The 22623-nt window shown below is 39.4% G+C and carries 18 protein-coding genes; 9 read left to right on the top strand and 9 right to left on the bottom strand.

Annotated elements, in window-relative coordinates:
- Window positions 1-210 precede the first annotated feature (210 nt).
- Complete coding sequence (locus RM553_RS07720; protein WP_311534349.1) at window positions 211-966, top strand: DeoR/GlpR family DNA-binding transcription regulator; 756 nt, start codon at window positions 211-213, stop codon at window positions 964-966.
- A gap of 135 nt (window positions 967-1101) precedes the next feature.
- On the opposite strand, the gene murQ is transcribed toward RM553_RS07720, so the two are convergent.
- From murQ to RM553_RS07700, 4 genes are all read right to left on the bottom strand, one after another.
- A complete protein-coding gene (murQ, locus tag RM553_RS07715) occupies window positions 1102-1917 on the bottom strand; it encodes an N-acetylmuramic acid 6-phosphate etherase (RefSeq protein ID WP_311534348.1) in 816 nt (271 codons plus the stop codon).
- 72 nt (window positions 1918-1989) lie between these two features.
- Window positions 1990-3609, bottom strand: coding sequence for a beta-N-acetylhexosaminidase (locus RM553_RS07710; protein WP_311534347.1), 1620 nt, complete (start codon window positions 3607-3609; stop codon window positions 1990-1992).
- 19 nt (window positions 3610-3628) lie between these two features.
- On the bottom strand, window positions 3629-4402 hold the full coding sequence (locus RM553_RS07705) for a creatininase family protein (RefSeq protein ID WP_311534346.1): 774 nt from the start codon (window positions 4400-4402) through the stop codon (window positions 3629-3631).
- Window positions 4399-5691 (bottom strand): sugar MFS transporter, encoded by a 1293-nt coding sequence (locus RM553_RS07700; protein ID WP_311534345.1) that lies wholly within the window; start codon window positions 5689-5691, stop codon window positions 4399-4401. The genes RM553_RS07705 and RM553_RS07700 overlap by 4 nt, the downstream gene beginning before the upstream one ends.
- A 689-nt stretch (window positions 5692-6380) precedes the next feature.
- Between RM553_RS07700 and lepA the strand changes: the two genes are divergently transcribed.
- Window positions 6381-8177: a translation elongation factor 4 gene (gene lepA / locus RM553_RS07695; RefSeq protein WP_311534344.1), complete on the top strand. Its 1797-nt coding sequence runs from the start codon at window positions 6381-6383 to the stop codon at window positions 8175-8177.
- Between the two features lie 261 nt (window positions 8178-8438).
- Here the strand turns inward: lepA and RM553_RS07690 are convergent, their stop codons facing one another.
- Window positions 8439-8711, bottom strand: a complete 273-nt coding sequence (locus RM553_RS07690) for a four helix bundle protein (protein WP_311534343.1) — start codon at window positions 8709-8711, stop codon at window positions 8439-8441.
- 112 nt (window positions 8712-8823) lie between these two features.
- Between RM553_RS07690 and RM553_RS07685 the strand changes: the two genes are divergently transcribed.
- Window positions 8824-9585: a YebC/PmpR family DNA-binding transcriptional regulator gene (locus RM553_RS07685; protein ID WP_311534425.1), complete on the top strand. Its 762-nt coding sequence runs from the start codon at window positions 8824-8826 to the stop codon at window positions 9583-9585.
- Here RM553_RS07685 and RM553_RS07680 read toward each other — a convergent pair.
- Window positions 9582-11453 carry a cation:proton antiporter gene (locus RM553_RS07680; RefSeq protein WP_311534342.1) on the bottom strand — a complete coding sequence of 624 codons (1872 nt, stop codon included), beginning with the start codon at window positions 11451-11453 and terminating at the stop codon, window positions 9582-9584. The genes RM553_RS07685 and RM553_RS07680 overlap by 4 nt on opposite strands.
- A gap of 165 nt (window positions 11454-11618) precedes the next feature.
- Here RM553_RS07680 and RM553_RS07675 point away from each other — a divergent pair, with 165 nt between their 5' ends.
- From RM553_RS07675 to RM553_RS07655, 5 genes are all read left to right on the top strand, one after another.
- Window positions 11619-12485, top strand: a complete 867-nt coding sequence (locus tag RM553_RS07675) for an MBL fold metallo-hydrolase (RefSeq protein WP_311534341.1) — start codon at window positions 11619-11621, stop codon at window positions 12483-12485.
- A gap of 9 nt (window positions 12486-12494) precedes the next feature.
- Complete coding sequence (locus RM553_RS07670; protein WP_311534340.1) at window positions 12495-14189, top strand: S8 family peptidase; 1695 nt, start codon at window positions 12495-12497, stop codon at window positions 14187-14189.
- A gap of 50 nt (window positions 14190-14239) precedes the next feature.
- Window positions 14240-16147: a M1 family metallopeptidase gene (locus tag RM553_RS07665; protein ID WP_311534339.1), complete on the top strand. Its 1908-nt coding sequence runs from the start codon at window positions 14240-14242 to the stop codon at window positions 16145-16147.
- A gap of 142 nt (window positions 16148-16289) precedes the next feature.
- Entirely contained in the window at window positions 16290-16682 is a 393-nt protein-coding gene (rnpA, locus tag RM553_RS07660; protein WP_311534338.1) for a ribonuclease P protein component, read from the top strand.
- Window positions 16658-18289 carry a S41 family peptidase gene (locus tag RM553_RS07655; RefSeq protein ID WP_311534337.1) on the top strand — a complete coding sequence of 544 codons (1632 nt, stop codon included), beginning with the start codon at window positions 16658-16660 and terminating at the stop codon, window positions 18287-18289. Before rnpA ends, RM553_RS07655 begins: the two co-directional genes overlap by 25 nt.
- On the opposite strand, the gene RM553_RS07650 is transcribed toward RM553_RS07655, so the two are convergent.
- From RM553_RS07650 to RM553_RS07640, 3 genes are all read right to left on the bottom strand, one after another.
- Window positions 18290-18733: a GNAT family N-acetyltransferase gene (locus tag RM553_RS07650; protein ID WP_311534336.1), complete on the bottom strand. Its 444-nt coding sequence runs from the start codon at window positions 18731-18733 to the stop codon at window positions 18290-18292. It abuts the gene before it with no gap.
- Window positions 18734-18772: 39 nt separating this feature from the next.
- Entirely contained in the window at window positions 18773-19213 is a 441-nt protein-coding gene (rpiB, locus tag RM553_RS07645) for a ribose 5-phosphate isomerase B (RefSeq protein WP_311534335.1), read from the bottom strand.
- A gap of 515 nt (window positions 19214-19728) precedes the next feature.
- Window positions 19729-19971: a putative signal transducing protein gene (locus RM553_RS07640; RefSeq protein WP_311534334.1), complete on the bottom strand. Its 243-nt coding sequence runs from the start codon at window positions 19969-19971 to the stop codon at window positions 19729-19731.
- A gap of 444 nt (window positions 19972-20415) precedes the next feature.
- On the opposite strand from RM553_RS07640, the gene rnr reads away from it, so the two are divergent.
- Window positions 20416-22617 (top strand): ribonuclease R, encoded by a 2202-nt coding sequence (rnr, locus tag RM553_RS07635; protein WP_311534333.1) that lies wholly within the window; start codon window positions 20416-20418, stop codon window positions 22615-22617.
- The last annotated feature ends 6 nt before the right edge of the window (window positions 22618-22623 follow it).

Raw genomic sequence — 22623 nt, 5'->3', positions numbered from 1 at the left:
CATTTAAACAAACTTATTATAATAATTCATTAAAAGCAATTTAAACTTGCAGGTTATCTTCATTTTTGCGATTATTGATGTAGTCATTATTCAAAAATGCTGTTTTTTATTGCATTTTTATTTTTTAATAAGGAAAGTGAAGATATTTAAATGACAATATTATTAAACAATAGTTAACACTTTACAAGTTGACTGATTATCAAAAAATAGATGAAAAAAGCGGAACGCCATCAAATTATATTACAAGAAGTACATTTACATAACAGGGTTCTTTTGAGTGACCTGGCACACATCCTGAATGTTTCTATGGATACGGTGCGCAGAGATCTTATAGAATTGGATAAAGAAAAGCTTTTAAAAAAGGTTCATGGTGGAGCAGTATCCAATGGCTTTAATATAGAATCAGACCATACAAGGGAAATTTATGAATATGAGAATAAATTTATAATTGCGAAAAAAGGAATCTCACTTTTAGAGCACGGGGACGTAATTTTAATTAGCGGGGGCTCAACCAATTTAGAACTAGCCAAATTGCTTCCAAAAAAAATGGAACTTACATTCTTTACTCCTAGCCTCCCTATGGCTGTTGAATTACTGAACCATTCATCAAAATATATTGATGTTCATCTTATTGGAGGAAAATTATCATCGGGATCCCAACTCGCCACAGGTGGAAGTTCAATAAATAGTTTATCTGAAATCACAGCAGATATTTGCTTCTTAGGTACTGGATATGTAGATATTGAAAAAGGTATTACAGAGATAGACTGGGAGATCGCACAAATGAAGAAAGCCATGGTTAAAGCATCTAAAAAATTGGTATCACTTACCATATCACAGAAGCTAAATACATCAAACCGGTTTAAAATTTGTGAAATAAATGCAGTTGATACTTTAGTAACCGAATTAAAACCTGTTGATCCCTTTTTGGAAAAATATTCCGAGTCTGGCATAAAAATATTATAAATTCAATATTTACCAGAGGTTGTATTTAAAATAATGAATTGAATCTATAACCATAAGGCAATGCCACCAGCATGAATCGGAAAACTACTTTATAAATCAATTCAATCCAGGAAATTACTCTTAGCGAGAAAGGGATTAAATTTGACTGTTGGCAATTACCTCCCTCACACTGCCGAATTGCTTAAGTAACCTTGCCGCTTCATTTTCATCAACATTTAACTCATCCATAATCATTCGTGTACCGCGGTCAACCAGTTTTTTGTTGGAAAGCCGCATATCCACCATTTTATTGCCCTTTACTCTTCCCAATTTTATCATTACACTCGTAGAAATCATATTCAAAACCATTTTTTGAGCTGTGCCGGCCTTCATCCTGGTACTTCCTGTTACAAATTCGGGGCCGGTGATTACTTCAATCGGAAATTCTGAGGCTTCTGCCAGCGGGCTTCCGGAGCTACAGGTAATGCAACCGGTAGAGATTCCCTGTTTCCTAGCTTCTTTTATTCCGCCTATTACATACGGAGTTGTACCAGAAGCGGCAATTCCCACCAAAATATCTTTTTCTGATATTTCATATTTCTGAAGATCTTTCCAGGCCTGATCCATATCATCCTCGGCATTTTCCACCGCATTTCTAAGTGCGGTATCCCCTCCTGCTATTAGCCCTATGACCATTTGATCTGATACGCCAAAAGTTGGCGGGCATTCTGATGCATCAAGTACACCCAATCTTCCGCTTGTTCCCGCACCAATATAAAAAAGCCTTCCCCCGATTTTCATTTTTGAGGTGATCTCATCTACCAAATTTTCTATTGCGGGAATTTGCCTGGCGACGCTTTCAGCAACTGTTTTATCTTCCCTGTTTATATTACTTAAAAGAGTCCCAGTGCTCATTTTTTCCAAATCGTCATACCTGGACGTTTTTTCAGTATCAGTAAATTTTTTTTCCATTTTAATCAATATATCGCTCCCTCAACTATTTATTTGAGGATCAATGCAGCCGGCAAAATTATCTAAAATAGTTTAATAATTAGAATTTGGTACAAAATCTAAAAAAACAGAAGTTGCAGTTGGCGATATTGTATTTCCAGACCAGTTAATACCAGGAGTGGCAAAATGGTGAATTCCCATGTTTTTAATCCGTTCACTTTGTTTTGACAAGCGTTCCTTAAAATCATTAAAATCAAGATCATCTTCCGGACTCCACGCAACTTCAGCAACCGCTATTAATCTTGGCCAGAACCTGTTATCCAGCATTTCATCGTTCAAAACATATTCTGTCCAGACCGCGGCCTCCACTCCTATTGCATTTGGATTCCTGGATCTGTAATTATACACATCCTGTATAGAAACTCCATCTTCTTTACACCAGTTATTGGTGTTTTCCTGGCCGGGAACATTCGCGTGGTCAAGGTAAAAGCTGGAACAAATAGATTCTATGGTTCGCAGATTTTTTACCACGCTTTCCACCTCGCCGTGCCATTCCTGACTAATTAAAGAATTGCTAACTTTTCCTTTAGTGACTTCTTCCCAACCTATAGATGTTTTTCCGTACTGCTGAACAATAGAGTCTGCCTTTACCACAAATTCTTCGTAAAGCGGATCGTCAATCTCGTCTCCTCCAATATGTATCCACGGGCCTTTAGTAATGCCTGCAAGTTCGCCTATCACTTCGGAAACAAAATTATAAACCACCTCCGGTTTTTCAAGGCAGAATTTACTCCAGCCTACCTGCGGACCGGTGTATGCTTCGGGTGGCGTGGCCCTTGCAGGAGAAAGATTGGAATAATCGTCGCAATTTATTTCAGGTATAGAACGCAATGCGGCATAAATGTGGCCGGGCATATCCACTTCAGGTACAATAATAATATTACGGGCCAGGGCGTAATCCTGCAGTTCCTTGTATTCTTTCTGGGTTAAAAACCCTGAATTTCCTCCATCTGTAGAACTTTTGGAACCAATTTCAGTTAAGGCGGGCTTCGACTTTATTTCTATGCGCCAGCCCTGGTCATCGGTAAGATGAAGGTGAAGTCGGTTGAGTTTGTACAAAGCCATACGGTCTACATGGTTTTTAAGATATTCCAATCCAAAAAAGCTTCGGGCAATATCCACCATAGAGCCACGCCAGGAAAACCTGGGTTTATCTGTAATTTCAGCATAACGCAAAGCAATATCTTGATTAGAAACCGCCTTTTCTATTCCAGCCGGGAAAAACTGTCTAAGGCTTTGAATGCCGTAGAACAATCCAGCTTCTGCCGCTGCCTGAATATGTATTCCATCAGAGTTAATGGTAAGTTTATAACCTTCTTCTCCCAATTCTCCCTGCAGCGAGGTGTTTAAAGCCAGTTTCCAGTTTCCACAATTTTCGCCTTCGGTAACTTCTGAATCAATATTTGATACGCTTAAAAGCTGTTGCAGCCATTGTACAGATTTTTCACTGCCCCAATTATAGCAAATAATATTTTTCTGCGGAATTCTATACGAATTTGTACCCCATTTCACCAATTGAGGAGAAGGAATTAGAGCTGGTGTTTCTGTTTCAGCTGAAATGACTTCAGGAGTGTTTTTTAAGCCTGAGCAGGAAATCGTAAGCACTGAGGTCAAGAGGTAATAGAAAAAGCGAGTTGGGAATTTTGTTTTCATAGTTAAATATTAAAAGCGGTTACTTCTGGGGTGTATCATATCTTTTATCTATTTCAACTTCAGAAACCTCCACGAACAATCCTGCTAATTTTCGACAAACCGCATTAAAAAATTGCTCTCCCTTTTCCTTAGTAGCCTTCTTTGGATTTCCTATTCCGGTATCTTCACTAACCATAGACCATTGCCTCTCTGCCCACGCCCAGCCCTCTCTTATTCCTGTAATTTTAGATTTTCGTTCTGTGCCACTCCCCGCTTCTTTTAAATCTGAAACCAGTTCCGGTTTCAAATGAAGCATCAAACTTGTTTCCATTTCATCTGCATGGTCTCCTTTTTCTTCAAAAAATTCATATTTATCTACAACCTGAAAAAAATTGGTAGCAAGCAGCAGCATTTTTGGATATTTCAGTCCTAACTCCCTTAGAAGTGGTTTGAAATTATTTCCGCCGTGGCCATTAAGCAGGATTAGCTTATAAATTCCCTGGCGGTTTAAAACTTCAATAATATCAGCTAATATCGCCAGTTGTGTACTTGGATTTAAGTTTAAATCAAGCTTAATATCTGCCTGGCCGGTATTTACGCCCAAGGGAATATTGGGCAGGATCTTTAGTTTTGCACCTTTTTCCCAGGCCAACTTTCCTGCTTCTGCGGCTATGGCTTCAATCTGGTAATTATCGGTGCCGTAAGGCAGGTGATAATTATGAGCTTCGGTTGCTCCCCATGGCAAAACAGCTACTTCAATTTCTTCGTCTTTAATAGCTTTCCAGCTATTTTCTGATAACAAATATGGTCTCATGCTTTCCTGATTTTATATCCAGATACCGCGAAATAAAGAATAAACAAATAACATGGAATTAAGATCCAGTACGCTTCCTGCGGATTCCAGTTTTCAGCCAGCGCTCCGTACGCCAGTGGAACAATTGCTCCTCCGGCAATTCCCATTACCAATAAAGAAGAGGCGGCCTTTGTAAATCTTCCAACATCTGCCAGGGCCATTGGCCAAATGGCCGGCCACATGAGTGAGTTTGCCAAACCGAGTAAGGCAATAAAGGCCAGGGAAATATAACCACTGGTAAAAATGGCCAATAAGGCAAAAATTACTCCCAACACCGCAGATACCCGTAGGGCATTTTCCTGTGTTATAAATTTGGGGATACTTATAATTCCTATAATATATCCAATAACCATTGCCACCATTGTGCCGGTGGCAAAATATTTGGCCGTGGTTAGCGCGATTCCCTGTGAAGCGCCGTAACTAATAATACTGTCTGCAGCTATTACTTCTACTCCCACGTAAATAAAAAGGGTGATCACACCCAGGATTACATGCGGAAAATCAAAAACGCTTTTCTTTCCGGCATTTGTGGAACTAAGGGATTCGTCTTCTTCGTCTGTATCAACTTCAGGTAAACTGGATTTATAGACCCAAAAGGCTAAAATCAGTAAAACGATTATAATGCCTATATACGGAGGGATCACGCGCATTGCCATGGCGTCTAATTCGGAAATTCTTTCTGAAGCAGATAAATTAGCGACATCAGATCGCAATTCGTCGGCTTTTTCAAGTTGTAAAAAGAAACCGATCAAAATAGGCGCAATGGCACCGGCAAGTTTATTGCAAATCCCCATAATACTAATCCTTTTGGCGGCACTTTCCGCAGGACCCACAATAGTCACATAAGGATTAGAGGCGGTTTGTAAAATTGCCAATCCGCTGCCCATAATAAACAATCCTGAAAGAAACAGGAGATAAGTGCGGGAAATGGCCGCGGGAATAAAGAGCAGTGCCCCAAAAGCCATAATTATTAAGGCTACAGACATTCCTTTTTTAAAGCCAAGTTTGTTTAGCGTGCGCGTGGAAATGGGCGCCATGACCACGTAAGCAATGTAGAAGGCAAAGGTGACGAAAAAGGACTGGAATTTGGTTAGTTCGCAGGCAATTTCCAGGTAAGGGATTAATAGCGAATTCAGCCAGGTTACGAAACCAAAAATAAAGAATAATGCCCCAATTATGATGATGGAGCGACTGGTACTTTCTGTGTATTGTGTGGACCTGCCATTTTCTGTTGCAACTGAATTTGCCATTTTTTGAGGATAATTTTAAGGATATAATTTATATTCTCTTCTTTTTAATTTTCTATGTTCTGATGAAATTACATTAGAATCCATCAAAGCTGCAGCATCCAAAATTGCCACATTTGACATTTCTGAAGGCCGATTCACTAACTTTTCCAAAACCTATTTAAACGGAAAAGTACTAATAGATTTTGAAGTTCCTCTTCCAAATATTTAAAAACCTGATTTCCGGGCCCATCAGAATAATAACATCTGGTTAGAGATTGATTTTTACCACATATTAGCATGTTTTATAAATCTTTAAATCTCCCAGGCATTAATATCCTCATTCTGTTATTTCAAAGACTTTCTTTGCCGCTAAGCTGAACAACTCCCACTAATTTTTGTTGCTCCTCTATTTTGCCCTGATACCTGCCCATAATTTTTCTGTAAAAGACATCTTTTCAACTGATGAAAATTTGAAATCTTTATTAAAATTAAGAAGCAAACATTACAAAGTATGTTTATTTTTTAATAATAACCAAACACTTTTATAAAAAAATACCTAAAGTAGGAAAATGGATGATCTTTAAAACTGAAGAAAAATTATCTAAGTTTTGCGCTACTTAGAAATATTCTTTAAAAACTTCTAAATAAACTATATTTGTCAACTTAAATGATGTTGATTATTTTATCATAATCAGCTATGAAAAAGACCCATGAAGCACATACGTAACTTTTGTATTATCGCCCATATTGACCACGGAAAAAGCACCCTGGCCGACCGCCTGCTGGATTTTACCGGTTCTGTTACCGATCGTGAAAAACAGGAACAGCTTTTGGACAACATGGACCTTGAACGGGAGCGCGGGATTACTATAAAAAGCCACGCCATCCAGATGGATTATCTCCATGAAGGCGAAAGCTATGTGCTGAATTTGATTGATACACCCGGCCATGTGGATTTTTCTTACGAAGTTTCCAGGTCTATCGCTGCCTGCGAAGGCGCTTTGCTTGTTGTTGATGCCGCGCAAAGTATTCAGGCACAGACTATCTCCAACCTTTACCTGGCGCTGGAAAACGATCTTGAAATTATCCCGGTGCTGAATAAAGTAGATCTTCCCAGTGCAAATCCTGAAGAAGTGACCGATGATATTGTGGATTTACTGGGCTGCGATCCATCAGATATTATCCCGGCAAGTGCAAAAACCGGGCTTGGAATACAGGAAATCCTGGATGCCATTATTACGCGTATTCCGGCGCCATCGGGAAAAGTGGACGCCCCGCTTAGGGCATTGATCTTTGATTCGGTTTATAATCCTTTTCGCGGAGTGGAAACTTTTTTCCGTGTGATTAACGGGACCATTAAAAAAGGACAGAATATAAAATTTGTCGCTACAGATAAAAATTATTCGGCTGATGAGGTGGGTACCCTGCGGCTTAAACAGCAGCCAAAAAATGAAATAAAAACCGGCGATGTGGGATACCTCATCACCGGGATCAAAGAAGCCAAAGAGGTAAAAGTTGGTGATACCATTACCGATGCTAAAAATCCAACAACCGAAGCCGTACCGGGATTTGAAGACGTTAAGCCAATGGTTTTCGCGGGAATTTATCCTGTGGATACCGAGGATTATGAAGAGTTGAGAGCTTCTATGGAAAAACTTCAGCTTAACGATGCTTCGCTGGTATTTACTCCGGAAAGTTCTGCCGCTCTTGGCTTTGGTTTCCGTTGTGGCTTCCTGGGAATGCTTCACCTGGAGATCATCCAGGAAAGACTGGAACGGGAATTTGATATGACGGTGATTACCACTGTTCCCAACGTTTCCTACCATGCCTATACCAACAAAGAACCAGATGAAGTGATCCTGGTGAATAACCCTTCAGATTTGCCGGAACCTTCCACTTTAAACCGTGTAGAGGAACCGTTTATCAAAGCCACCATTATTACCAAAGCAGATTATGTAGGGAACGTAATGTCCCTTTGTATTGAAAAAAGAGGGGAAATCACGAACCAAACTTACCTTACCACAGAAAGGGTGGAGCTGAGTTTTGATATGCCGCTGGCAGAAATTGTATTCGATTTTTACGATCGCTTAAAAACGGTTTCCCGCGGATATGCTTCTTTTGATTATTCCCCCATTGGAATGCGCCAGTCCAAGCTGGTAAAAGTAGATGTGCTTTTAAACGGAAATACAGTAGATGCACTTTCTGCCTTGCTGCATATTGACAATGCCTACGATATTGGAAAGAAAATGTGTGAAAAGCTGAAGGAACTTATCCCAAGGCAACAATTCGACATCCCGATCCAGGCAGCTATCGGTGCGAAGATCATTGCCCGTGAAACTGTGAAAGCATTGCGTAAAGATGTAACCGCTAAATGTTACGGGGGGGATATTTCCCGTAAACGTAAACTTCTGGAAAAGCAGAAAAAAGGTAAAAAACGTATGCGCCAGGTAGGAAATGTGGAAATTCCTCAGGAAGCATTTATGGCAGTTTTAAAGCTAAATGACTAAAAATAGTCTTTAGTCGTTAGACGATAGACGGGAATAGCATCTTCATGCATAACTAACAAAGTTTAAGAGTTTCAATTTTAGAAAGAGAAATCTTTGCTAAATATAATCGAGTCTTTAGTCGTTAGTTTTTCTTTTGGGTGTTGTAAAGATATTTCATTAAAGAAGTGATCATTTTAGATAATTCTGCAAGATCTTATCTATAATTTTTATATTGATTAATTGAAAATAATTTTGACGCTTTGCAATTTCTGTACATACCACTCATTCTTTAACGGAATTTAAAGCAATCTGAAGATAACGGCGAAACTCCGGATTTGAACTTCCTGCTCCTTCAGTAATATTTAAGGCGATAGAAATGGCCGCTCTTCGAAATTGAGAAGTTAATCCGTATACTTCCTCTTTGGGAAAGGCTTTAGTATCTGCATAAATCTCATCAATAAAAACAAGAGTTTTTTGATAAACCTTAAGTTCTTCAAAATTAAATTTTTCCATTTCTCTCTTCTTGTACCAGGTAATATTAATCCAGTTAGCCAATTCGGGAATTTCTTAACTCTAAAATCATTTTTTAAATTTGTATTCATGTCATATTAGTTCGGTGGAAAAACTACCGACTAAAGACTACGAACTAAAAACTACAGACTACACAATGGCCGGACACAGTAAATGGGCGAATATAAAGCACCGTAAGGGAGCGCAGGATAAGCGAAGGGCGAAGCAGTTTACCAGGGCAATTAAAGAAATAACGGTTGCCGTAAAAGAAGGAGGAGGGCCCGATCCTGAAGCAAACCCGGGACTTAGAAACGCTATCCAGAATGCGAAAGGGGTAAATATGCCCAAAGACACCATTGAACGTGCCGTAAAAAAGGCCAGTGGCGCCGATGCCGATAATTATGAGTTAGTGACTTTTGAAGGCTACGGCCCAAACGGGATCGCAATTTTTGTGGAATGTACCACAGATAATACCAATAGAACCGTTGCCTCGGTAAGGTCTATATTTTCAAAAAATGGCGGCAGCCTTGGTACTAATGGTTCCCTGGAGTTTTTATTTGATAAAAAAGGGGTTTTTGTAATTGAAAAAGAAAAGATTGAAATGGATATGGAAGAGCTGGAGCTGGAGTTGATCGAAGGCGGTGCTTCCACTATTGAAAAAGAAGAAGATTACCTAACTGTTTATACTGAATTTACCGATTTTGGGTTAATGTCTTCCAAACTGGAAGAACTGGAAATTGAGCCAAAAAATTCCGAAGTACAGCGCATTCCCTTAAATACCGTAGAACTTCCGGTGGAAGATGCGAAAAAAATTCTTGCGCTTATAGATAAGTTTGAGGAAGATGACGACGTTCAGAATGTTTACCACAATCTCGAAATAAACGATGAACTTATAGCCGCAATGGAAGAGGAAGGTTAATCTTCGTCTTCCACGCTTTCCCTGGATTCAACTTTATCTTTATTTTCGGCTACTTCCAACTCTTTTCCCAGGTAAACCATTTTATATCCTTCTTCAATATCTACAGAAGTGCTGTTAGAAGGGATTATGCTTAGATCTCCATCATTATTTTTTACAAAGAGGGGAATTATATCATTATCGGTTTTAGTGATTTCTATGAGCCCTTCATAATGTTCTTTGGAATTAAGTTCTATTTCCTGGATTGAAGGATATTTGCGGGCCAGGTTGGTAAGTTTTATATAGTCATCTGTTTGGGAAAATAATCCTTCCCGCGGATTCTTTTCCGGGTCCTGCATCTCATCAGGAGAGACTACCCGAAAAGAACCATTTTCGCCAAAGTGCTTTCTGAATTTTCTAATCGCGTTATCATTTACTTCACTGTTGCTCGTCATGGCCATTAAATAGCCAATATCGTTCAGCTCAATGTTATTGATAAGGTCATCAGAATAAACATTGTCCTGGATGGCATCAATTCCCAGGTCTTTTGCTTTTTGCACATTGCTTCCATTGTTATCCACCAACACGACGTGCCGGTTATTCTTCTTCAGATAAGCTGCAATAAGCCTTGGCATGGAAGAAGCCCCAATAATCAATATTCCGGAGGAATTCTTCAGAAAAACCCCAACAAGCTGAGCGAAAAGCCGGGCGGTGGTGGCATTTAGCAACACGGTTCCAAGCACAATCATAAAGACAAGCGGAGTAATATATTCGGCACCCTCAACTCCCTGGCTGGCGAGTTTTATTCCGAAGAGGGAAGCAATACCCGCAGCAACAATCCCGCGGGGTCCAACCCAGCTTATAAATAATTTTTCATTGAATTTAAGGGAAGAATTAATACTGCTCACAAAAACTCCCAGGGGGCGGATCACAAAAACCACCACAGCAAAGAGTATAAGCGCATTAATATTAAACATTAAATACAGATCATCAATATTCATGTTTGCCGCCAGAAGGATAAATAAAATGGAAATTAGCAGTACGCTTAAAGATTCTTTGAAGTAAAGCAGTTCCTTGAGGTTTGGCAGGTTCATATTACCCATTACCATTCCCATTACCACCACGGCAAGTAGCCCGCTTTCGTGGGCAAACTGGTCTGAAAGTACAAAAACCCCCAGCACAGCCGCCAGTGTAAAGACATTCATAAGATAATGTGGAATAATATTTTTTCGGATACTGAATGCCAGGGCATGGGCAAAAGTAAAACCGAAGGTAAAGCCAAAAAGCACAATTTTTCCAAAATCCACCATTGCTGTGGCCGTATATTCCCTGCCTTCGCCTGCAGAGATAAATTCAAAAACCAGAACGGCAACAAGGGCACCTATGGGATCTATTAATATCCCTTCCCATTTAAGAATGGCTGAAACATCTTTTTTCAGCGGGATATTTCGCAGGATGGGGGTTATCACGGTAGGACCGGTAACAATGATTAAGGCTGCAAATAGAAAGGAAATCTGCCAGGACAGGTCAAAGATTAAATAAGCTGCTATTCCTGCACCTATAAAAGTAACTATTACGGCAATGGTTATTAACTTAACAATCACCGGCCCCACGTTAAGGATTTCGCCTTTTCGCAGGGTTAAACCTCCTTCAAAAAGTATAATTCCAATGGCCAGGGAAACGAAATAAAACAAACTTTCCCCGGGAAAAAGTCCCGACTGGCCGTTCCAGATAGGCTCAATTATCTTCCTGCCGTCTTCAGTAAAAAGTGTGGCCACGGGCCCTACTGCCAGTCCTATAAGGATAAGAGGCAGGATAGCCGGAATTTTAAATTTCCAGGCCACCCATTGCGCCAGTATACCGAGTATTATTATTCCTGCCAGTTCTAACATGTTCTTTATTTATTTAAAAGCTAAAAGTACTAAAAAATGGGAATTATGCTTTCCAGTCCTGTCCAGTTACCATGCTTGCTGTTAAAAGATTCTAAATCTATTTTAGTGCTGTTTAGTTTTTCTATTTTGCATATAGAATATTCAAGAATAAGAAAAAAAATCAACATGAAATTATATCCTATCGAAGCCGGCAATTTTAAACTGGATGGAGGGGCTATGTTTGGGGTGGTTCCAAAAACCTTATGGTCCCGCACAAATCCTGCAGATTCCAATAATATGATAGATATCGCTGCCCGCTGCTTACTTATAGAAGACGGGGATAAATTAATTCTTATTGATACCGGGATGGGCGATAAGCAGGATGATAAATTTTTTGGCTTTTATTATCCCTGGGGAGAACATTCTATTGATAAATCCCTTAAAAATCATGGTTTTCACCGGGATGATATTACAGATGTCTTTTTGACACACCTGCATTTTGACCATTGTGGCGGCAGCATTAAGTGGAATAAAGACCACACGGGCTATGAACCCGCTTTTAAAAACGCACGTTTTTGGAGCAATGAAGACCATTGGTTATGGGCCACCCAACCCAATGCCAGGGAAAAAGCTTCATTTTTGAAGGAAAATATCCTCCCTATGGAAGAAAGCGGAAAACTGCATTTTCTGGAGCGTAACGGCGACATGCAGAATTATACAGATTCCGAATATTTTGGCTTTGGCGTGCTATTTGTTGATGGACACACCGATAAACAAATGATCCCGCACATTAGGTATAAAGATAAAACCCTTGTCTTTATGGCAGATTTGCTGCCAACCGCGGGCCATATTCCTTTACCGTATGTAATGGGTTTTGATACCAGGCCATTGCTAACACTTCCGGAGAAAAAGATATTTCTGGATAAGGCAGCAGATGAAAATTTTTATTTGTTCATGGAACACGACGCCCATAATGAAATTATCACTGTAAAACACACGGAAAAAGGTGTGCGATTAGATGAAAAATTCACATTCAACGAAGTTTTTAATTAGAAATATACTATGAAAATACCAGTTTTTAAGCCGCTGCTTACCATAACAGCGGCAGCAATGCTTACCGCCTGTGGTAGTACAGCTCCAAGGCTTGTTTCCACTCCAATAGAAAAAATAGATTCCATTCCGCTTAAAGTTCAGCCTCTAACCGAGGTCCAGCTAAAAGACTGGAGTGGTGCCGATCTTCAGACCGATACTATTCCGGGAATGTCTGTTCGTAAAGCTTATGATGAAATTATTCAGAATAGGAAAGGGGAAACCGTAATTGTTGGGGTTGTAGACAGTGGAGTAGATATTGAACATGAAGACCTTGATGGCGTTATCTGGACAAATTCCGACGAAATTCCAGGCAACAATAAAGATGATGACAATAATGGTTACGTAGATGATATCCATGGCTGGAATTTCCTGGGTGATGCCGTAAAGGAAAACCTTGAATATGTGCGTATTTACAAGCGCCTGAAGCCAAAATATGAAGGTAAAACCGCCAGCTCCATCAGCACTGCAGACCGGCAGGAATTTATCATGTACCAGCGCGCAAAAGACGAATACCAGAAGGAAGTAAGCGAGGTTCAGCAAAACCTTCAGCAATACCAGCAAATCCAGGAACAGTTGGTTGCTGCCCACGCTGCCGTTTCGAACAGGCTTGGAAAAGAAGATTATACCAGGGAAGAACTTTCCGCAATGGAAGCATCTTCCCAGCAAATGGCGCAGTATAAGGGAATGCTGACTCAAATACAGAATAATGTAGACGAAAATATTCCTGCTGCCCTTCAGCAATTGGCAGAAACCATAGATTATTTTAAAAACCGCCTGGACTCCCACTTCAACCTTGATTTAAACGGAAGGGCCATTGTTGGGGATGATCCTTACGACATCACAGATACAGATTATGGAAATAACGATGTGGACGGCCCTACTGAAGATAAGGAGGATGTAAAACATGGTACCCACGTGGCTGGAATTATTGCTGCGGAAAGAAATAACAATATCGGGATTAACGGAATAGCCAATAATGTAAAAATTATGCCTGTTCGCGCGGTTCCCGATGGAGATGAATATGATAAAGATATTGCGCTTGGCATTCGCTATGCCGTAGACAATGGCGCAAAGGTGATTAATACCAGCTTTGGTAAATATTTCTCTCCAAATCCTGAATGGGTGATAGATGCCCTTAAATATGCTGCGGAAAACGATGTGCTAATCGTGAACGCGGCAGGAAATGAAAGTCTGGATCTGGACCAAAACCGAGTTTATCCAAACGATCAGTATCCTGAAGCTCCTGAAGAAATTAGCGATAGCTTTTTAACCGTTGGCGCGTTAAATTATGAATATGGCTCTGGCCTTGTGTCAGGATTTTCAAACTACGGAAAGAAAAATGTAGATGTTTTCGCGCCCGGAAGCAAGATCTGGTCTACCACTCCAAATAACGAATATGAGTTCCTTCAGGGAACTTCTATGGCTTCTCCTGCCGTAGCAGGGGTTGCAGCCATGATTCGTTCATATTATCCAAAATTAAGCGCCGCGCAGGTTAAGCACATTATCATGAACAGCGGACTTTCTACCGGAACTATGGTGATGGTGGGAGAGCAGGGGCAAAGCACCAAAAATTTCAGTGAGCTTTCCACTTCGGGAAAAATGGTGAATTTATACAACGCCCTTATCCTTGCCGATAAAGTTGCACATGGAGACATAGAATTGTAAAATTTGTTTGTATACTTTCTAAAACTAATTATTTTATAAAAATCATCTAAATGAAAAAAATACTTTTAAGCCTTTCCATTTTTGCCGTAGCCCTGGGTTATTCCCAGAACAATTCCACCTACTGGCAGCAACATGTTAATTACGATATGGATGTGGACATGAATGTGGAAAACTATCAATACACGGGAACACAGGAGTTGGTTTATACCAACAACTCACCCGACACTCTGCACAAGGTGTTTTATCATCTTTATTTTAATGCATTCCAGCCGGGAAGCGAAATGGATATGAGGCTTCAAAGCATTGCCGATCCTGATGGCAGAATGGTGAACAATCTTGGCACCCGTGAAAATCCTGAATATGAAAGCCGAATAGCCAAACTGCAGCCTGACGAAATTGGCTATTTAAGGGTTAATTCTTTACGCCAGGACGGGCAGGCGCTGGATTATAACGAAGAGGGGACCATCCTGGAAGTACAGTTGGCAGAACCTGTTCTTCCTGGTGGCGAAACCACTTTTGAGATGGAATTTAAGGGGCAGGTGCCTTTGCAAATCCGCCGTTCAGGAAGGAACAGTGCTGAAGGAGTTGCACTTTCCATGAGCCAGTGGTATCCAAAGCTGGCCGAATATGATTTTGAAGGCTGGCATGCAGATCCTTATATCGCCCGGGAATTTCATGGCGTGTGGGGAGATTTTGACGTGAAAATAACTATTGATAAAGATTATATTTTAGGAAGTACAGGATATCTTCAAAATCCGCAGGAAATTGGCTATGGTTATGAGGAAGAAGGCACTAAAGTTAAACGCAAAAAAGGCGATAAACTAACCTGGCATTTTGTTGCTCCAAAAGTACACGACTTTACCTGGGCGGCAGATCCTGAATATATTCACGATAAACTGACTGCCAAGGATGGAACAGTTCTTCATTTTCTTTACAAAAACAATCCTGAAATTGTAGAAAACTGGAAGAAACTTCAGCCAAAAACCGAAGAACTCCTGCTGTTTTACAACGAGCATATCGGGCCTTATCCATGGGATAAGTATTCTGTGGTACAAGGAGGAGACGGCGGTATGGAATATGCCATGCTTACGCTTATTACCGGCGAAAGAAGTTACGAAAGCCTTGTTGGTGTTACCGCGCATGAATTTGCTCATGCCTGGTTTCAGCATTTACTTGCCACTAATGAGTCTAAGAACGAATGGATGGACGAAGGTTTTACTTCATATATTTCAGACGAAGCGATGAATGAGGTAATGAATTCAGAAAAAGAAAATCCGCATGCAGGTTCGTACAGAGGCTATAATCAACTAGTAAGAAGTGGTGTGGAACAGCCACAAAGTACGCACGCAGATCGTTATGATTATAATTTCGCTTACAGCGTGGCCGCATATTCAAAAGGGGCAATTTTCCTGTCACAGCTTGGCTATATTATTGGGGAAGATAATCTTCAGAAAACCTTGAATCGTTATTACGATGAGTGGAAATTTAAACATCCCACCCCAAATGATTTTATAAGAGTTGCTGAAAAAGTTTCAGGAGCAGAGCTGGACTGGTATTTAACAGACTGGACCAGGACTACCAATACCATAGATTACGCCATAGAATCTGTTGAAGCTGAAGGAGATTCCACACAGATAAACCTTCAGAGGATTGGGAACATGCCAATGCCTGTGGAAGTAACGGTTACTTTTAATGACGGGCAAAAAGAATTGTTTTACATGCCGTTGCGAATGATGCACTGGGAAAAGCCAGCTTCAGGAGACGTGGAAAGGATTGTAAAAGAAGATTGGCCCTGGGCTAATCCAACTTATAATTTAATGATTGATGCTCCAAAATCTGAAATTCAGTCTGTGGTTATAGATGAATCACAGCTAATGGCAGATGTAGACCGAAGCAACAATACTTTTCCCGCTGATTCAGGAATAAATTCCGCAGAAGAAAGCGGGCAGGGAAGATAAAATCCCTTCCGAAAGAAATTTTTAAAACCCTTTTCTACGGAAGAGGGTTTTTTAGTTTATAAAAATGATCACCTGGTTAAGTAAAATAGAAACAAAACTAATCTCAATAATTCAAATCCATTTCAATTCTTACTTTTGGTGCATGGAAGAAACCTTCGGAAAAAAAGAAAAACTAAAAAGCAAAAAGCTTATTGAGCAGCTTTTTCAGGAGGGGAAATCGGTTAAAAATTTTCCTCTTCGCCTTATCTATATAAAACTTCCTGAAGGCCGGAAAGTACAGTTTCAAACCGGAGTTTCAGTTCCGAAGAGAATAATAAAAACTGCGGTACAGCGAAACAGGATAAAACGTTTGATGCGTGAGGTTTATAGAAAAAATAAGTATCTTGTGAGCAGCACTATTTCTTCTCCATACGCGTTCATGTTTATCTACACCTCTCCAAAAGAATTGCGTTATGATGAGCTTTTCGTAAAGATGGAGAAGCTGTTGGAAAAATTTAAAGAAAAAGAAAAATGGGAAATTCAGCAAAAAAAATAGCAGTTCTAATAGTTGGCGCGGGAATATTCTTTGGTAGCGTTTCCTTTAAATCAGATTTTTTCGCGATTGCCAAGCAAATTGAAATATTTACCACGCTTTTTAAGGAAATCAACATGAATTATGTTGATGAAACTAATCCTGCCGAGCTCATGGATACCGCTATTAAAGCAATGCTGCAGGACCTGGACCCTTATACCAACTACTGGAACGAGCAGGATGTGGAAGCTGCCAGGATCAATAATTCCGGCGAATATACAGGAATTGGCGCCACTGTAAAAATGGAGAAAGACGCCATTACCATCCTGGAACCATACAAAGGCTACCCGGCAGATAAAGCCGGATTAAAGGCAGGAGACGAGATAATAAAGATTGGAGACATTAGGGTGGCAAATTTTCAGGAGGATGCGGGAGAACTGCTTAATGGAGCCGATAATTCCAGTGTAGAATTTACCTTTAGAAGACATGGAGAAATTAAAACCACCACGCTCACCAGGGAATCTGTTACTTTAAAAGCGGTTCCATATCACACTTTGCTGGATGATGGTAGCGGTTATATTGTGCTTTCCAGGTTTAATGCCAAAGCTTCTTCAGAAACTGCCAGGGCATTAAAAGATCTAAAAAACCAGGGCGCTAAAAAGATCATTCTTGACCTTAGGGGAAATCCAGGGGGTTTACTTGCAGAAGCTATTAACGTGAGCAATATTTTTGTACCAAAAGATGAGTTGATCGTAACCACACAATCGGTTATTGAAAAATACAACAGGGAGTATTTTACACAAAAAGAACCCATAGATACTAAAATACCTTTGGTTGTGCTTGTAGATGGCAGAAGCGCTTCTGCCAGCGAGATTGTGGCCGGGGCAATCCAGGACCTGGACAGGGGAGTGGTGGTAGGTGCCAGGAGTTTTGGAAAAGGCCTTGTACAGCGTCCAAAAGAACTGGCGTACGGCACTCAGCTTAAAATTACCATTTCCCGGTATTATACCCCCAGCGGCAGGTGTATACAGGCGCTGGATTACCGTACCAGGGATGAAGAGGGAAATGCCGTAAGAACAAGGACTGAAGATTATAATGAATTCACAACCCGTAATGGGAGAAAGGTTTATGACGGCGGCGGAATTTTACCAGATGTAAGATTACAAACTTCGGAATATAGCGGTATTACCCAGGCTTTACTAATGGAAGATGCTATTTTTGATTTTGCGACAGAATATTATTACTCCCATGAAAAACCTGAATTACAGGATTTCAGTTTAAGTGATGGGGAATATCAAGATTTTAAAAATTTTCTGAAAAGCTCTGATTTTCAATACAAGACCACTACTGAAAAAGAGCTGGAAGAAGTGTTAATAACTGCAGAAAAGGAAGGATTTGAAGAAAAAATCCTTCAGGATTACAAAGATATATCTTCAGAAATTGAACAGCATAAAAAGAAAGAACTGGAGGAGAAAAAAGCTGAAATAGCGAGCTTAATTACAGACGAGATTATTAAACGCTATTTTTATAAGGAAGGGCTTTATGATTATTACGTTGTTCATAACCCTGAAATTACCAAGGCAAAAGAGATATTAAATGATCCTTCCAAATATAGCGAAATCCTCAGGTAATCAGCTTGTTTTCACCATGGCTATATGCGGAATACCATCTTCCAGATAACCTTCCCCGGTTGTTGAAAAGCCATGGCTTTCATAGAATTTAATAAGGTACTGCTGGGCAGATAATTTAATATTTTCGGTTTTAAACCGCTCTTTAATCGCTGCTATGGAAGCCTGCATTATTTTATGTCCATAACCATACTTTCGCTCTTCCATCTTTACAAGAACACGCCCTATAGCAGCTTCTTCAAAATAAAAACCGTTATCAAAACAGCGGGTATAGGCAACGATTTTTCCCTCTTTTTTACCTAAAATATGTAGAGCTTTTTGATCTTTTCCATCTATATCCTGATAAACACAATCCTGTTCTACCACAAAAATTTCAGATCGCAACTGCAGGATCTCGTATAATTCTTCTAGATTAAGATCTGGGAATTCCTTTATTTCTATTTCCATTAATTATTCTTGATTCCGTTGTTTAACTTAAATGCTGCCTTAACAGGATTTATTAACCGGAATTTTATCAATTCTTTTCTGATGTCTTCCTCCTTCAAATTCTGTATTTAAAAAGGTATCCACCATATCAACAGCCTGATGCACCGAGACAAAACGTGCGGGAATGCTTAAAATATTCGCGTTGTTATGGCTGCGGGCAAGTTCAGCAATCTCTGAAGTCCAGCAAAGGGCAGATCTTATTTCAGCGTGTTTATTGGCCGTCATATTAGCGCCGTTTCCACTCCCACAAATTATAATGCCTAAATCCACGTTTTTATCCGCCACATCTTTTGCCACCGGATGAACAAAATCGGGATAATCTACGCTATCTTCAGAATTGGTACCATGGTTAATAACTTTAATCCCTTTGTTTTCAAGGTATTCCACTACTTTTTGTTTGTAAGTGGTACCGGCATGATCGTTTCCTATCGCTATTTTCATCTTATCTATTTTATAGAAACAAAGGTAAAAAAAGGGCTTATTAACCACGCATTTTTCAATTGTTAATTACTTTTTAAAAAGCCTTTAATTCCAGGCATTTGTAAATAACAATAGCATGTGAATAACACATGATGATAAAATTACAATCTTATTTGCAGGAGTGAGGAATAATTTCAATACTAAAATCAGAATGAAATAATCAAAAAATAACTCAGGGATTTTTTAGGGAGTTATCAGCATCGAAATTTTAATTGTGAACAGCTGGAATAAAGAAAAGAATTAAAATTAATCTTAACATTTTAAATTGGACAATTGTTAAGTAAACCTTAAAAGTTTAAGCCTGTCAGGCAGTTAGGAATTCCTTTACCTGTTGATAAGATGTTACCAAATGATTATAACTGAAAAAACAAATATTCCTCCAGAATTTTATTCCACAAATTAACAGCCTATAATAACATCCATTTTTAATTTTTAAAAAAAGAAGAAACAAATAAATATAATATAGCTGTTAACAACTAAACGATCCTGAGATGGGAAGAACCTTTAGTGAAAGAATCAAGTATTCTTTTTGCTTCGGTAATATCTTCGGGATGTACCATAAGCCGAATACCTCCAAAGGCGTTGGAATAATAAGGAAATAACCCGATAAGGGTTTCGTTTTCAAATAAGTAGCGTATATTTTCCTGGTTTAACAATGGCTGGATAACCAGGTATTCGTGGGCATAGGTAAAGGTGGCCAGGCAGATAAAATTCTTCATAAAGGCATGTAAGCAAGCCCGTTAAAGATAAGATTTAATGCTGAATTGTTAAAGAGGTAGTGCGCACATCTTCAGATGAAAGAAGTGAACTGGCACATTGTTTTTTATTGAGGGAAAAATTGATGTATGCGGTAAAACCGACTACCCCAATAAAAAAGATAAAGAAGAATAAGATTGAAATCCTATTTGGTTTACTCAAGCCCATAAGTTAGTTTTTAATAAACGTCCTGGGGGAGTACGTTAGAGAACAAATTTATGAAAATTTTAAGTTTTTAATAACGTTTTAGAAATTTATTTTATCCTAAAGCGTAATTATTCATTCTTTCGAAAATAAGACTCAGATATTAATATGATATCATTAAAAGACTTTACACCTTTAAAACTTTACATTCAAAGATGTAAAATGTAACTTTTAAGCTGTAATTTTATCAATTATACATACAAATGAAGAAAAAGAAGAAAAAGAATCCCTCACAGAAGATTGGAAACTTATCCAAGAAAATATTAGATATTCTCAGAAAAAATTCAGGTAAAACATACAATTACAAACAAATTGCTTCCATACTTGGCGTAGACGACCCCAGCAGCCGCAATCAGATCACTAAGCAGCTCGCTCAGCTTACCGCTAAAAAAGAAATCGCGCAGGTTGAACGAGGGAAATACCAAATTGAAGCCAGCGCCAGTTATTATAAGGGTAAACTGGATATGACCAGCAAGGGATATGGTTATGTACTTGTTGATGAGCTGGAAGATGACGTTTTTATTCCTCAAAACTGCCTTAATACCGCTTTTCATGGAGATGAAGTTGAAATTTATATTTATAACAAGCGCAGAAGAAAAAAATCTGAAGGGGAAGTAACTAAAATTTTAAAAAGAAAAAGAACGGAATTTGTTGGAATCCTGGACCTGAAAAAGGATTTTGGTTTTGTTAAAATAGATGATACCAAAATGTATACAGACATTTTTGTACAGCGTAACAAAATTGCTGACGCCAAAAATGGAGATAAAGTGGTCGTCGAATTTGAAGAATGGCCGGCAAAAGCAGACTCTCCTTTTGGAAAAATAACCAAAGTCCTTGGTACCCCGGGAGAACATCATACCGAAATTCATGGCATTCTTGCCCAGTACGGACTTCCGCATGAATTCCCGAAAGAAGTGGAAGAATTTGCAAATAAATTGGATACCTCTATCCAGGAATCCGAAATTAGCAAAAGAAGGGACATGCGAAAGGATCTTACTTTTACCATAGATCCAAAAGACGCTAAAGATTTTGATGATGCCCTAAGTTTTAAGAGGCTTGAAAATGGCAATTTTGAGGTTGGGATCCATATAGCAGATGTTTCCCACTACCTGCAGAGGAATACCATCCTGGATGAAGAAGCTTATGAAAGGGCAACTTCTGTCTATCTTGTAGATCGTGTAGTGCCAATGTTACCGGAAATTCTTTCCAACAACGCCTGTTCTTTACGCCCTCATGAAGAAAAGTATACTTTTTCAGCCGTTTTTGAAATTGATAAAAATGCTAACGTAAAAAATCAGTGGTTTGGAAGAACAGTAACCTATTCTGATGCCCGCTTTGCCTATGAAGAAGCCCAGCATATTATAGAAACCAAATCGGGAGATATTCCTGAAGATATTTCCATTCAGGATAAGGCTTATAAAACAGATGATAACATCGTGGAAGCTATTCTTCAGCTAAACGATCTGGCAAAAATTATGCGGTCCAGGCGAATGCGGGAAGGAGCGATTTCTTTTGATAAAGTTGAAGTTAAATTTAAGCTTGATGAGGAAAACGAACCGGTTGGGGTTTTCTTCAAAACTGCTAAAGAAGCCAACAAGTTAATTGAGGAATTTATGTTGCTGGCCAATAGAAAAGTAGCGGAATTCATAGGAAAGATGCAGCCTAAGAAAACTTTTGTTTACCGATGCCATGATGAACCGGACGATACAAAACTCGCCTCCCTTCAAACTTTGGTGGCTAAATTTGGTCATAAATTAAATTTGAAAGACAGGAAAACGGTGTCTTCTTCGCTAAATTCCTTACTGGAAGATGTTCAGGGGAAAAAAGAGCAAAACCTGGTAGATACGCTTACCATAAGAACCATGAGCAAGGCCTATTATGGCACCGGGAATATTGGGCATTACGGCCTGGCCTTCGATTATTATACACACTTTACTTCTCCTATAAGGCGTTATCCAGATGTTATGGTTCATAGGTTGCTGCAGCGGTACCTGGAGGATCAGCCTTCAGCAAATGAAGAAGAGTACGATGAAAAATGCCACCACAGCAGTGAAATGGAAAACCTCGCCACAAATGCGGAAAGGGATTCTATAAAGTACATGCAGGTGAAGTTTATGCAGGATCATCAAAATGAGGATTTTCTTGGCGTGCTTTCAGGAGTGACAGAATGGGGGATATTTGTTGAAATTGAAGAAAACAAGTGCGAAGGAATGGTAAGGCTTAGGGATCTAAAGGATGATCATTATGAATTTGATGCTGAGCATTATGCAGTTGTGGGAAGAAAATCCAAAAAAACATATCAGCTTGGAGATGAAGTTTACGTGCGCGTAAAAAACGCCGATTTACTTAAGCGGCAATTGGACCTTACTTTGTTGGGATCTCGTGAGGAATATGAAAATAAATGATTTTTT

It is taken from the genome of Autumnicola tepida (genome assembly GCF_031846485.1).
GTDB classification, from domain to species: domain Bacteria; phylum Bacteroidota; class Bacteroidia; order Flavobacteriales; family Flavobacteriaceae; genus Autumnicola; species Autumnicola tepida.
This window is presented reverse-complemented; position numbering and strand designations above follow the sequence as displayed.

Coding starts and splice junctions, on each gene's coding strand:
- RM553_RS07720 (WP_311534349.1), top strand. CDS start 211: ATGAAAAAAGCGGAACGCCATCAAATTATATTACAAGAAGTACATTTA.
- murQ (WP_311534348.1), bottom strand. CDS start 1,917: ATGGAAAAAAAATTTACTGATACTGAAAAAACGTCCAGGTATGACGAT.
- RM553_RS07710 (WP_311534347.1), bottom strand. CDS start 3,609: ATGAAAACAAAATTCCCAACTCGCTTTTTCTATTACCTCTTGACCTCA.
- RM553_RS07705 (WP_311534346.1), bottom strand. CDS start 4,402: ATGAGACCATATTTGTTATCAGAAAATAGCTGGAAAGCTATTAAAGAC.
- RM553_RS07700 (WP_311534345.1), bottom strand. CDS start 5,691: ATGGCAAATTCAGTTGCAACAGAAAATGGCAGGTCCACACAATACACA.
- lepA (WP_311534344.1), top strand. CDS start 6,381: ATGAAGCACATACGTAACTTTTGTATTATCGCCCATATTGACCACGGA.
- RM553_RS07685 (WP_311534425.1), top strand. CDS start 8,824: ATGGCCGGACACAGTAAATGGGCGAATATAAAGCACCGTAAGGGAGCG.
- RM553_RS07680 (WP_311534342.1), bottom strand. CDS start 11,453: ATGTTAGAACTGGCAGGAATAATAATACTCGGTATACTGGCGCAATGG.
- RM553_RS07675 (WP_311534341.1), top strand. CDS start 11,619: ATGAAATTATATCCTATCGAAGCCGGCAATTTTAAACTGGATGGAGGG.
- RM553_RS07670 (WP_311534340.1), top strand. CDS start 12,495: ATGAAAATACCAGTTTTTAAGCCGCTGCTTACCATAACAGCGGCAGCA.
- RM553_RS07665 (WP_311534339.1), top strand. CDS start 14,240: ATGAAAAAAATACTTTTAAGCCTTTCCATTTTTGCCGTAGCCCTGGGT.
- rnpA (WP_311534338.1), top strand. CDS start 16,290: ATGGAAGAAACCTTCGGAAAAAAAGAAAAACTAAAAAGCAAAAAGCTT.
- RM553_RS07655 (WP_311534337.1), top strand. CDS start 16,658: ATGGGAAATTCAGCAAAAAAAATAGCAGTTCTAATAGTTGGCGCGGGA.
- RM553_RS07650 (WP_311534336.1), bottom strand. CDS start 18,733: ATGGAAATAGAAATAAAGGAATTCCCAGATCTTAATCTAGAAGAATTA.
- rpiB (WP_311534335.1), bottom strand. CDS start 19,213: ATGAAAATAGCGATAGGAAACGATCATGCCGGTACCACTTACAAACAA.
- RM553_RS07640 (WP_311534334.1), bottom strand. CDS start 19,971: ATGAAGAATTTTATCTGCCTGGCCACCTTTACCTATGCCCACGAATAC.
- rnr (WP_311534333.1), top strand. CDS start 20,416: ATGAAGAAAAAGAAGAAAAAGAATCCCTCACAGAAGATTGGAAACTTA.